The organism is Glaciecola sp. G7-5 (genome assembly GCF_055808975.1).
Genome location: NZ_CM147892.1, coordinates 1,858,894 through 1,871,763, shown reverse-complemented (window position 1 = coordinate 1,871,763; position 12,870 = coordinate 1,858,894). Strand labels below are relative to the sequence as shown.

Here is a 12,870-nt window from a genome sequence, read left to right as displayed (position 1 = left end):
TTCGGGTGCTCTTTTATTATGTTGTACAATTGCCCGCAAACTTTAATGAGTATTAAGTGATAAGTGGGCGTAATTGATTCGCTTGCATTCCTATAAATTAAATTAACGCGAGCGAACTATGCATAAACCTTTAATTGCCCCTTCCATCTTGTCTGCAGACTTTGCCCGTTTAGGTGAAGAAGTTACTAAGGTACTAGAGGCTGGTGCAGATATTATTCATTTTGATGTGATGGACAATCATTATGTCCCGAATTTAACCTTTGGTCCGACTATTTGCACGGCCTTGCGTAATTACGGTATTACCGCAGATATTGACGTGCACCTTATGGTATCACCCGTTGATTCAATGATAGAAGCCTTTGCTAAAGCGGGCGCTAGTATGATTAGTTTCCATCCTGAAGCTAGTCAGCACGTAGACCGCAGCATTGAACTTATCAAACAAAATGGTTGTAAAGCCGGTTTGGTACTTAATCCTGCCAGTTCATTGAGCCTCCTCGATTATGTACTTGAAAAGCTCGACTATGTACTATTAATGTCTGTTAATCCTGGCTTTGGCGGTCAAAAATTTATTCCCAACATTGTTGAAAAAACAGCACATTTGAAGGCAATAATAGACGAAATGGGGCTAGATACTCGAATCGAAGTCGATGGTGGGATTAACAAAGACACCATCAGAGACGTTTATCTAGCAGGTGCCGACATGTTTGTTGCTGGCAGTGCCATATTCGGTCAAGATGACTACCGCAAAGCAATTAGCGAATTAACACAACAACTCAAATAGGGATACGCTGTGAGCAGTTTTTCAACATCAAATACGACAACATCTACAACAAGCAAGCCCATTGTTCTTAGTGGCTGCCAACCTTCAGGTCAACTTACCCTAGGAAATTATTTAGGCGCGTTGCGCCAATGGGTAGCGATGCAAGCGAGCCACGATTGTTTGTATATGATAGTTGACTTACATGCTATTACAGTAAGGCAGGACCCAAGTGAATTAAATAAAGCCTGTTTAGATGGCCTAGCACTTTATCTCGCCTGCGGCATTGACCCTAAGCAAAGCACCATATTTATGCAATCACATGTGCCCGAGCATGCTCAGCTCGGTTGGGTATTAAACTGCTACACACAAATGGGTGAGCTTAATCGCATGACCCAGTTTAAAGATAAGTCGCAAAGAAATCAGTCAAACGTTAACGTTGGTCTTTATGCTTATCCAGTGTTACAAGCCGCAGATATTTTAATATATCAAGCCAACGAAGTACCCGTGGGCGAAGATCAAAAACAACATCTTGAACTTACGCGTGACGTAGCCACAAGGTTTAACAATATCTATGGGGATATATTCACCTTACCCGATCCTTGCATTCCAAAAGATGGTGCCCGGGTAATGAGTTTGCAAGAGCCTACGAAAAAAATGTCTAAGTCTGATGACAACCCAAATAACTACATCGGGCTGTTGGAAGATACAAAAAAACTGACCAAAAAGATAAAACGAGCAGTAACCGATAGTGATGAGCAGGCCAACATTTACTTTGATATTGATGAAAAGCCTGGTGTTTCCAATCTGCTATCGTTACTTAGCGCCACTAGCGGTCAAAGTATAGATGCCTTAGTTGCACAATATACTGACAAGATGTATGGTCACTTGAAGGGCGATGTTGCGGAGTCTGTTGTGAGTCTGCTTGAACCCATTCAAAACGAATATACGCGAATTAGGGCAGATTTGCCCTACCTTCATGAGGTGATGCACCAAGGAAGTGCTAAAGCTCGCGAAAAAGCGTCCGATACACTAGCTAAGGTGTACAAAGCACTAGGTTTTATTCCTAAGGTTTAATGTGATTCTTATCATAGATAATTATGATTCTTTCACTTATAACCTGGCAAGGTACTTTGAAGAACTTGAGCAAAACGTTAAGGTTATAAAAAACGATAGCCACACGATTGACGAGCTTGCCAACATTGAGTTCTCGCATTTGGTCTTATCGCCAGGTCCCTGTACACCTAATGAGTCCGGAATATGTTTGCCGGCTATAAAACGTTTTGCAGGGAAAATTCCCATTTTAGGCGTATGTTTAGGCCATCAGGCCATTGCCCAATCGTATGGTGCGAGTATCGTAAGAGCTCAGCATATACGGCACGGTAAAACATCCGTTATTACAATAGAAGATAATAGCTCAATACTCTTTATTGATTGTCCTTCTTCTTTTGTGGTTACGCGCTATCATTCATTGTTAGTAGATGAAAGCACGCTTAGTGAGAATTTTAAGACGACTGGTATATGTTATGAAAATGGCGTACGCGAGGTGATGGCGATTGAAGACAGGCAACTAAGGTTGTATGGTTTACAATTTCATCCTGAATCTTTGCTCACAGAATATGGCCACAAAGTGTTAAGTAATTTCATTAGTGAAGGATAATTGGTTTGGATTTGCGACTGCAAAAAAGTGTTACTGAATTTGCTAAAACGTACAGCGACCGCTTTGATAAGCTGTTGCTGTCTGTTGACGAGGCAATCATAGATGCGGGCCTAAAAACCGATAGGCAACGCATGATAGATGCGTCTGTGCAAAATGACAGTGGTCGCCTTTTACTATCAGTAGAAGAACTTGCGAACAAGAAAAAAGAAGTGGCCGCCTCGGCGGAAATAGCTTATTTACAGCAAGTAGAAGCTGATTTTCATAAAACGTTAACAGCACAGCTAGAAGTCCAATTTCAAGATACAGATATGATCATGGAGAAAATCCTAAGGATTGATAAAAGCTTAGGTAAGTTACTCGATGTTCTGTATACAGAAGCTTGTTCTATCAGCAGGCTAGTTTCCTGCTTAGAAACACTACCTTGGTTAGCAGACAGTATCCTCAAGTTTGTCAGGCAACCCAAATACAATCGTGTCGATTCTGCTGGCCACCCCATTGTACTAAAAACAATTCGTAGCGCCTTAAGTTTTGTAGGTATAGAAAGCTTGCGTACCTTGTTGCCTGTGCTAATCGCTAAGCATACCAACCCTACAAAGTCTGAATTTACGCCTAATGTCGTAAAAAACATGTGGGTTTATACTTTGGGCACGGGCAATATCGCAAAAGCCCTGTCTGAAAAATACGGCGTTAAACCTCATTTTGGCTACAACATGGGGCTTTTCTCAAATATTGGCCGCATTGCGATAATCAATTTATATTTGCGTACTTTCGACAATGTGCTGCGAGATGAGTTAATTAAAGCGCGCAAAAACAATAATATTAACGAGGCAAGAGCCCTTAATACTTTATCCCCGTCTCACAAATACATTATTAGTTTGTGGAAACCTCACGCAAACAAGATTACGGCAAACGTCGTCAAATCACTCAATTGCCGTTGGCTGATGATAGCGGGTGGGTTTGAAGACTTCGCTAAAATTCGTCAAATAAACGCGGCCCACGTAAATGGCCTAGACCTACATCCACTCGCTAAATTACTATTTGTTTCGCAAGGGTTTATGCAGTACAAGATGCTACATAGTGAAAAGTTGATGGGGAAACAAGAAGCAATGATGTATCTGCGTAACTTTGGCATTGGATCAAGCGATGTATCTATTGCGACAAAAGTGAGTTTGACAGGCATAGATTTGAATATTGCCGGTATAATCGACGAAACTGACGATAATAAAGAGAACTAGCTTATAATTTAACTGAATATTTTCTGAATATTTATGCAGCCCCTACTATTTGTCCGACTCTGACCATTTCCTCTACGACGATTCTAAAGTTATCTGACCAAGAAAAACCTTCAACAGCGCCAAGCTCAACTTAGGCCGGCTTATCGTGGATATTACGAGAATATTATCTTTTCTGGCTTTTATTAGTTGTCGTAACAACTATTGTATATTTCAACTTCCAATACTTATGCACTTATTGCGAAAAACCCGCCAACACGCAATAAAAACAAGGGCTCGCGGATATAAAGCATAGCGACTTCTGCTTTTAGTTCTGGCATACTCTTTTTCCAATTTGTACAAAATGACAACATTTTTAGGGCTGTAACCGACTTTTTATTAGCCTTTGTAAATTAGTAATAACTAACACCAATGAGGTATCCGTATGCAAGTAACTCGTGACACATTTAATGATGTAATGGTTCCAAATTATAATCCAGCAGCGATGGTTCCAGTTCGCGGTCAAGGTTCACGTGTATGGGATCAACATGACAACGAGTATATTGATTTTGCCGGCGGCATTGCGGTAAATGTATTAGGGCATTGCCATCCAGCCTTAACCAAGGCCTTGAACGAACAAGGCAACAAACTATGGCACTTGAGCAATGTATTTACTAACGAACCCGCTCTGCGTTTAGCTAAAAAACTTACCGATGCGACCTTTGCTGAGCGCGTATATTTTGCTAACTCAGGGGCTGAAGCGAATGAAGCGGCACTCAAGTTAGCTAGACGTTTTGCACTAGAGAAATACGGTAGTGAGCGTAGTGAAATCATTGCCTTTAACCAAGGATTTCACGGACGTACTTTCTTTACCGTTACTGTGGGTGGCCAGCCTGCCTATTCTGATGGCTTTGGTCCTAAACCGGGTGACATAATACATTGTGAATTTGGCAATCTAGAGATGCTTGCCAGCATGATGTCAGAGAAGACTTGCGCAATCATGATGGAACCTTTGCAAGGCGAAGGCGGAATCATCGTGCCAGACCCTGAGTTTGTCAAAGGAGTACGCGAACTTTGTGACAAGCACGGCGCCCTGCTTATTTTTGACGAAGTACAATCAGGTATGGGTCGTACAGGTAAACTATTTGAATATATGAATCTTGGCGTAGTTCCAGACATATTAACCAGCGCAAAATCTTTAGGCGGTGGATTCCCAGTGGGTGCCATGCTAACAACCGAAGAAATTGCAGCGCATTTAAAGCCCGGTACTCACGGCAGTACATATGGCGGCAACCCCTTGGCGTGTGCGGTAGCTGAGGCAGTGTTTGATGTTGTTAATACCCCTGAAATACTCAACGGTGTTGCCCATAAAGAAGCCTTGTTTAGAGAACACTTAGCGCGCATCAATGAAAAATATAATGTGTTTAGTGAAATTCGCGGAAAAGGAATGCTACTGGGCTGTGCTTTAAATGATGAATATAAAGGCCGTTCACGTGACTTTATGGTGGCCGCGAACAACGAAGGTCTCATGTGCTTGGTTGCCGGTGTAAACGTAGTGCGCTTTGCGCCATCACTTGTCATTCCTGATGAAGATATTGTTGAGGGTTTAGCCAAATTTGAGCGCGGCATTGCTGCGCTTGTGGCAGCGAAATAGTGACATAAGCATGTTAGTAATTCGCCCTATTCGCGAAAGCGACTACCCTGCGCTGTATAAAATTGCGCAAGATTCTGGTATTGGTTTTACCTCACTACCGGTGAATGAAGCGTTGCTTAAAAACAAAATATCAGCAGCTGAAAAAGCCTTTGCGTCGTGTCCCGACGCGCCAGGACAACAGAGTTATTTGTTTGTCATGGAAGATACTGACACCGGTGAAGTTGTAGGTACTTCGGGAATTGAATCGACCGTTGGCTTGCAGGATGCGTTTTATCATTACCATGTGGGCAAGGTAGTGCACGCTTCTCGCGAGCTAGGTGTGCACAATTCCGTAGAGATATTAACCTTTTGCAACGATTACACTGGTGTCAGCGAAATATGCACCTTATTCTTGCAAGAAAGTGCGCGCAAAAACTTAGCCGGTCGATTGTTGTCGAAGTTTCGCTTTCTGTTTATGGCGCAACACCGACATAGATTCGCAGATACGGTCATAGCAGAAATGCGCGGAGTATCGGATGAAGCAGGAAAATCTCCATTTTGGGAGTGGCTTGAGGCGCATTTTTTCTCGGTAGATTTTCCTACCGCAGACTACTTGACCGGCATTGGTGACAAAGTATTTATCGCAGAACTCATGCCCAAGTATCCAATCTACGTCAACCTACTATCCAAAGACGCGCAAGCAAGTATTGGTAAAGTCCATGAAAAAACTAAACCTGCACTGCGCTTACTAGAGCAAGAAGGTTTCAGATACCGAGGCTACGTAGATATTTTTGATGCAGGGCCAACCGTAGAAGCTGATATCGATAGCATCACCACCGTGCGTCAAAGTAAAGAAGCAAAGGTAGAAATATCCCCGGTACTCGATATCAATACGCTAGATAACTTTTTTATCATCAATACCAACATCCGTGATTTCAGAGCCTGTGTTGGGCAACTAAAACAGTTTTCTGATGACAAGGTTTTGGTGAGTCAAGCTCTCGCCGACGCCTTGCTCTTGTCTCAAGGCGATTCAATCCGTTACTCAGCAACACACTTCACTCCTTACAAATAAGTTGGAGCCTTAAATGTCAAATAATACACATTATATAAATGGTCAATGGCTTAATGGCGAAGGCCATCAAATGCGTTCTACAGACCCAGCTAAAAATGAAATCGTTTGGTCTGGCAATGCCGCCTCAGGTCAACAAGTCAATGATGCTGTGCATGCAGCAAGACAAGCCTTTGTAGAGTGGTCTTTGACCCCTTTTGAAACCCGCTTGACGATTGTGCAGAAATTTGCGAGTTTGCTTGATGAGCATAAGGTCGAATTTTCGCATATCATTGCTAAAGAAACCGGTAAGCCTCAGTGGGAAACGGCCACTGAAGTGGGCGCCATGATTGGTAAAATCGCAATTTCAGAACGTGCTTATCATGAAAGAACTGGCACTGTCGAAAATCCAATGCCAGCAGGTAAGGCCATGTTACGCCATCGCCCACATGGCGTTGTCGCCGTATTTGGTCCTTACAACTTCCCTGGTCACCTGCCCAACGGACATATTGTTCCAGCATTGTTAGCTGGCAACACCGTCGTCTTTAAACCCAGTGATTTAACACCTTTGGTAGCTGAATACACAGTGCAATTATGGCAAAAAGCAGGACTTCCCAACGGCGTATTAAACCTTGTTCAAGGGGAAGTAGAAACGGGTAAAGCACTTGCTGGCCATGAACAAATTGATGGTTTGTTTTTTACCGGTAGTTCAACAACCGGTAAACTATTACATCAACAATATGCCGGACAGCCCGGTAAAATACTTGCCTTAGAAATGGGCGGCAACAACTCCTTAGTTGTGACGAAAGTCGATAACATATTGGGTGCGGTGCACGACATCATTCAATCTGCTTTTATTACCAGTGGCCAGCGCTGTACCTGTGCTCGCAAGTTATTTGTGCCCGCAGGTGAATATGGCGACCAACTCATAAATAAGTTGGTGAACGCGACGCAAAAGCTGCAGCCTGGGTTTTATGATGCTGAAGAACAACCCTTTATGGGGGCGATGATATCAGCGCGTGCGGCGGCAATGATGGTTGCGGCACAAGAAGAATTGCTAAGTTTAGGTGCAAAAGCATTAGTTAGAATGAAGCATAGCGATAGCAAAACAGGTTTTGTTTCGCCGGGCATTATCGATGTAAGTGAAATTGCCGAGCAACTTCCAGATGAGGAGCATTTTGGCCCTCTCCTTAAAGTGATTCGCTACACGGATATCGACGACGCCATTGCGCTTGCGAACGCCACTCGATTTGGTTTATCGGCAGGTTTATTAGCTGACGATGCCGCCGATTATGACTATTTCCTACCACGTATTCGTGCGGGGATCGTTAATTGGAATCGTCCTATTACAGGCGCAAGTAGTGCAGCTCCTTTCGGCGGTATTGGCGATAGTGGAAACCATCGAGCAAGCGCCTATTACGCTGCTGACTATTGTGCTTATCCTGTTGCTTCAGTCGAGCTTGATAAAGTGACACTGCCTGCAAGCTTAAGCCCTGGGTTAGTCTTAGAATAAGTCTTCATGCTAGGTGATCTGACGCCTCAGGTTGCCTATATTTAGTGATTTGAAACCCCATCAAAAGGAGTGTAAGCCAAACGCTTCACTCCTTTCGCAAATCGCTATCAAAAACATCGGGAAAGACTATTAGCCCTTCTTCGTCAGGGTTAGGAAATATTGCTACATTGATCTCGTCACCTTCCAAACCCGGCGTCCAACGCGCTAACCAATCATCTACCGATATAGCCATCGCTTCACATTGTGCCCACTCTCCCGTCGCCCAATATTCTGCGTATTCTTTCGCGGGCCACACCGGCACACAATCTTCGTCTTCACTATTTAGCATTACGCAGCCGTCAGCATCATTCAGGATCCATATTTGCTGGTGCAATTTGACTTCTTTTAACAAGAAAGCGTAACGTTGGTCTGGCGACAATTGCAGAACCTGCAAAAGCGTTTGCGTCATAATATTTCCTTTATTCAATTAAAATAGTTCATACTTGCTAGCAATAGTGAGTATTATATAGCACTCAACATAGGATACATATAATTCATGCAAAGCCCTGCCATATTTGTTACTACTCGTTTCTACTTTATACTTGTCGCTGTTTGCCTAATGTCGATGGGATGTTCATCTCAGCATACGACATCAACAACATCCATGTACATCGCATCAAATAATCCTATGCAAGATGTGCAAGATGGACTTGAGGCTGCACAAGCCTCACAAAAATTATTTTTGTTAGTGATGGGGGCACAATGGTGCCATGACAGCACAGCCTTAGTGGATAACTTTCAAAATGTGGCATTGGCACGCCAATTAGACGCGGATTATCATATTAGCTTTGTAGATGTAGCTTACTATAAGAACTTAAGCGATATTACTCAACGCTTTGGTCAAGCACATTATTTTGCAACCCCAACTGTCATGATCATCGATCCGAATACTGAGCAAATCATAAATGAAAAAGACATGCATATTTGGGGGGCCGCTGCCAGTATTGGCATGGACGATTATAAAAGCTACTTTGCCGCTTATGCTAACAACCCCCAACCTGTCCCGGAAGTCATTCCAGCGCAGCACGTTGAGGCCATTGCCCGCTTTGAGCAAAACAACGCCGCTCGCCTAACGAGGGCTTACGCATTGCTAAGTCCAAACTTGAAAAAGCGACCGATAGCAATGTTGATAGTGATGAATTTATCGCTCAATGGAAAGAAATTAGGCAGTATCGCATGAGCTTACAAAAAGATATCCTTTCTCTTCGCCAACAAGCCATAAATACTCCCAACAAGGTCTTAAATTTTCCAGTTTACCCTGCATTTAGCTGGGAATCTTATCAAAATAAACCACGTTAAATGTAGCCAAAACTTAGTGATGCAACATAAAGAATTTTAGTTTCTTGCCGATACCCAAACGTGTATGTGGTTTATTCACCTAACACTTAGCACCCGATTTCCTTCGATTTAGGTACTTTAGGGGCGCAGATACCATGATTTCCACAAGGTAGTGGAATCATCACAAATGGAATTGTCAATCAATCGATGTAGAAGAGAATATTAATGAAATTTTCTGACGATTCAGGTCAAGCGGCTAATTACCTTCGCCAAGCCATACCGGCTATGGTAAAACATAATATAGTCCCAAACCCACTAAATTATACGCTGTGGTATAGCTACTATTCCGATACGTTTCCCAAGTTAAATGAAGAGTTAGACCATGCGATTGAACGTTACGGCACCTGCCCTCCAAAAGTGGGTGAATCCTTATTCATCGAACATATTAGTAAACTAGACAATACAAACGAAGAGAAAGTAGAAAGCTTTCAAAAGGCCATTTCTCTGTTAGTCGACAATCTATCTGATTCACTTAACCAAACGACAGAACAAACCAATGGATATTCAGCGGCATTAAAAGACAACATATCAGCACTAGAAGGTGGTGACATCGAAGCCTCTTTACGTCCTGTATTAAGTGAATTGAACGCCAACGCAAATGCAATTTACGATGCTAATCAACAGTTCCATGGGCAACTATCTAGCGCCCAAAATGAAATTAATGCGCTCAAAGCAGAGCTAGAAAAAAGTCGACAAGAAGCAAATACAGATCCACTCACCGGCTTGTGTAATCGACGCGTGTTAGAAGCAATATATTGTCAGTTTATGGATGATCCAAGCACCACCGGCAATCTTAGTTTCATCATTATGGATATTGATAAGTTTAAAATGTTTAACGATACCCACGGCCATCCCGTAGGTGATCAGGTGTTAAAATTTGTCGCTGACCTGTTGAAAAAGGAATGCCCAAATTCAATTGTGCCTGTTCGTTTTGGTGGAGAAGAATTTGCCATGCTTTGCCCAAACTTTAGTATTGAAGAAGCGCAGGTGGTTGCCGAAAATATTAGGGAAAAACTGGCAACAATGGTCTTTAAACATAAAAAAACCGGCGAGAAGTTGCCAAGTGTGACCGCTTCATTTGGCCTTGCCTCACGCAGCGGTGAAGAAATATTGGCGCAAATTATAGAACGAGCAGATCAAGCGCTATACGTTGCAAAAGACGAAGGTAGAAATCAGGTCCAGTTGGCAAAATAAAGCCAACTGAACTTAGTGCCCGTTTTAGCGCGGCTTATCTTCTGGCTTATCTTCTGTTTCCTTTTCACTCACTACTGGTGGCGTAGCTAAGATGAGCTTTTGTTTATCCTTTGTATTAACTTTTTGTTGTTCTTTCTTAAAGTCCTTGTAGTCATCTTTATAATCTTCAATAGTGACATGCTCGCCTCGTAGACAGTCCTCGCGGTCACGATCTGTATATTGTTCACATCGTTGCATTCGTTTTTGTTGTTCGTTCGTTACCACTTCTTTAGACATACAGCCATAACTAAGTACAGAACTTAACATTAAACTGACTACAAACCATTTTTTACGCATCATCATTTCTATTTCCCTAACTAAAGTCATGCTTATTTTTACGTAGCTACTCTACATTAGTAGCAACTAATTTGCTTGTCCAACACAAACAATAAAGTTAGTTCCCATTGCCTATTCTAAATTGCTACTAATGGCATAAAAAATGCTAAATAGTTTTTATCAAAAAGTTTTACCTCCACGCGTCAAAAATACAGCGCCGCCTGTTTATTAGATATAGGACCATAAATGAATCAACTTTCAATACGCCAAAAAATAGTATTTACGATTACACTATTTGTATTGGTGACTGCAATTTCAGTTGGCACAATGAGTGTTGTCTCTTCAAAAAGTACAATTGAAAATAGGTTGCTAAACACTGAACTTCCTAACATTGTCAGTAATGTGAGCAATCAAATCAATGCCGACATTGAAAAAATGCAACTTATTGCGCAACAAATAGCAAACGACCCCTTCTTATTAGAGTGGCTCGAACAAGGTTCTCCCAAAAATACTGAAGCCTTAGTGGTAACAAAACTTAAGAATATTGCAGATAGCCACAACTTAACTTCAACGTCTTTCGCTGACCGACAAAGCGCTAATTACTGGAATCAAGACGGCTTTCTTCGTACACTTCAAAATGATAGCGCAGACGCTTGGTTTTTCGCCTATACCGCCAGTAAAGAAGAAACAATGTCGAGCGTTTACAACGATCCTAACACCGGCAAAGTCGACCTTTACGTCAACTACCAACAAACGAATGGTAGAGGACTGTCTGGCACCTCAAAATCCTTTGACGATGTCGTCAATATGCTCAATAGCTTTAAACTTGAAAAAAGCGGTTTCGTTTATTTGGTAGATAGCGCAGGTATTGTTCAATTACACAAAAATAAAGATAACATTGGCAAATCAGTAAACAACTTATTTGGCGCTGTTTCTTCGTCGACACTACTCGACAAAAATAAATATTCCCAAATTGTTACAAGCTATAACGGCGAAAAAACCATAGTTGCGACGGCTTATATCGCGAGCATGGATTGGTTTTTGGTGGCACAAATCCCTCATCATGAAATGTTTGCTCAGCTATCATCATTTATATGGCAAGTGATCCTATTTGCACTTGTCATTGTGCTTGTAAGTATAGTGGCAGCAGTCGCATTGGCGAGTTCTATTACTAAACCAATCAAGCAAATCGAAAGTGTGTTCGCAGACTTAGGTGCTGGGAAAACAGACCTAAAATATCGCCTCCCTCGCCAAAGCCAGCATGAATTTAATATCGTTGCGACCGGCTATAATGAGTTTATCGGTAAACTCGACACTATGTTCTCTGAAATAGCAGCAACCAGTGAAGATTTAAAAGGGATAGCCAGTCTGCTCGACCAAAACACCTCAAGTACCATGAATGAAATAGGCAGCAACGCACGCAGAACCTTGGATGTTTCATCTTCAATCGCCAGCATTAATATGGAATCAAATGAAATAGCTAAACAAGCACAAGATGCTTCAGAGGTTAGCTCTAAACTAAGTGCTGACGGAATAGTCGTTAGTGAGTCAATTGCCAACACCAAGGTTGACATTGAAGAGCTTGCGCAAAAAATACAAGACGTTTCCTTAGTGATTAAATCATTGACTGAAAACACAGAAACCATCGCTAATGTATTACAAGTTATCGAAGGTATTTCAGAGCAAACAAACCTTCTTGCCTTAAATGCGGCCATTGAAGCGGCTCGCGCTGGAGAGCAAGGCCGAGGCTTTGCGGTGGTTGCTGACGAAGTAAGAAACCTAGCAAAACGTACCTCTGAATCAACTAGCGAAGTGCAGCGTATTATGGATAAACTAAATACGACATCGGCAACGGCAACCGCAGAAATAGATAAAATAACACAGCAATCAGAATCCACCGTGTTGTCGATTGACAAAGCAGAGAAAACCCTGAGTCAAAATAGCGACCAATTCACGCTTATCTCAAAAACCAACCAAAATGTCTTTGAGTCGACTCAATCACAATCGAGTAAACTGGATCAAATCGACATAGCTATGACACAAATACGCGACAGTTCTCAACAAAATGTGGCAAAAATTGAACAAATTGCGGCTCAAACTGAGGCCCTAAACACGCTATCTATGAATTTAGGCAAAGTCGTGTTTGAGCGCAAATAATGCGC

General features: G+C 42.2%; 12 protein-coding genes. 10 read left to right on the top strand and 2 right to left on the bottom strand.

Annotated elements, in window-relative coordinates:
• Window positions 1–118: 118 nt before the first annotated feature.
• From rpe to astD, 7 genes are all read left to right on the top strand, one after another.
• Entirely contained in the window at window positions 119–781 is a 663-nt protein-coding gene (gene rpe, locus AC0L6H_RS08080) for a ribulose-phosphate 3-epimerase (RefSeq protein ID WP_473393662.1), read from the top strand.
• Between the two features lie 9 nt (window positions 782–790).
• Window positions 791–1,834, top strand: coding sequence for a tryptophan--tRNA ligase (gene trpS / locus AC0L6H_RS08075; RefSeq protein WP_473393661.1), 1,044 nt, complete (start codon window positions 791–793; stop codon window positions 1,832–1,834).
• Window position 1,835: 1 nt separating this feature from the next.
• Entirely contained in the window at window positions 1,836–2,417 is a 582-nt protein-coding gene (locus tag AC0L6H_RS08070) for an anthranilate synthase component II (protein WP_473393660.1), read from the top strand.
• Window positions 2,418–2,422: 5 nt separating this feature from the next.
• Window positions 2,423–3,652 carry an HDOD domain-containing protein gene (locus tag AC0L6H_RS08065; RefSeq protein WP_473393659.1) on the top strand — a complete coding sequence of 410 codons (1,230 nt, stop codon included), beginning with the start codon at window positions 2,423–2,425 and terminating at the stop codon, window positions 3,650–3,652.
• A gap of 421 nt (window positions 3,653–4,073) precedes the next feature.
• On the top strand, window positions 4,074–5,282 hold the full coding sequence (locus AC0L6H_RS08060; RefSeq protein ID WP_473393657.1) for an aspartate aminotransferase family protein: 1,209 nt from the start codon (window positions 4,074–4,076) through the stop codon (window positions 5,280–5,282).
• Window positions 5,283–5,292: 10 nt separating this feature from the next.
• The gene (astA, locus tag AC0L6H_RS08055) at window positions 5,293–6,333 is read left to right on the top strand and encodes an arginine N-succinyltransferase (RefSeq protein WP_473393656.1); all 1,041 of its coding nucleotides are present in this window, start codon (window positions 5,293–5,295) and stop codon (window positions 6,331–6,333) included.
• A gap of 13 nt (window positions 6,334–6,346) precedes the next feature.
• The gene (gene astD / locus AC0L6H_RS08050; RefSeq protein ID WP_473393655.1) at window positions 6,347–7,822 is read left to right on the top strand and encodes a succinylglutamate-semialdehyde dehydrogenase; all 1,476 of its coding nucleotides are present in this window, start codon (window positions 6,347–6,349) and stop codon (window positions 7,820–7,822) included.
• An 85-nt stretch (window positions 7,823–7,907) separates the two neighbouring features.
• Here astD and AC0L6H_RS08045 read toward each other — a convergent pair whose 3' ends face one another.
• Window positions 7,908–8,270 carry a DUF2750 domain-containing protein gene (locus tag AC0L6H_RS08045; protein WP_473393653.1) on the bottom strand — a complete coding sequence of 121 codons (363 nt, stop codon included), beginning with the start codon at window positions 8,268–8,270 and terminating at the stop codon, window positions 7,908–7,910.
• Between the two features lie 87 nt (window positions 8,271–8,357).
• Between AC0L6H_RS08045 and AC0L6H_RS08040 the strand changes: the two genes are divergently transcribed.
• Both AC0L6H_RS08040 and AC0L6H_RS08035 read left to right on the top strand, forming a co-directional pair.
• Window positions 8,358–9,041 carry a thioredoxin family protein gene (locus AC0L6H_RS08040; RefSeq protein WP_473393652.1) on the top strand — a complete coding sequence of 228 codons (684 nt, stop codon included), beginning with the start codon at window positions 8,358–8,360 and terminating at the stop codon, window positions 9,039–9,041.
• A gap of 323 nt (window positions 9,042–9,364) precedes the next feature.
• Complete coding sequence (locus AC0L6H_RS08035; RefSeq protein ID WP_473393651.1) at window positions 9,365–10,393, top strand: GGDEF domain-containing protein; 1,029 nt, start codon at window positions 9,365–9,367, stop codon at window positions 10,391–10,393.
• A 24-nt stretch (window positions 10,394–10,417) separates the two neighbouring features.
• Here AC0L6H_RS08035 and AC0L6H_RS08030 read toward each other — a convergent pair whose 3' ends face one another.
• Entirely contained in the window at window positions 10,418–10,735 is a 318-nt protein-coding gene (locus AC0L6H_RS08030; protein WP_473393649.1) for a hypothetical protein, read from the bottom strand.
• A gap of 219 nt (window positions 10,736–10,954) precedes the next feature.
• On the opposite strand from AC0L6H_RS08030, the gene AC0L6H_RS08025 reads away from it, so the two are divergent.
• Window positions 10,955–12,865: a methyl-accepting chemotaxis protein gene (locus AC0L6H_RS08025; protein WP_473393648.1), complete on the top strand. Its 1,911-nt coding sequence runs from the start codon at window positions 10,955–10,957 to the stop codon at window positions 12,863–12,865.
• The last annotated feature ends 5 nt before the right edge of the window (window positions 12,866–12,870 follow it).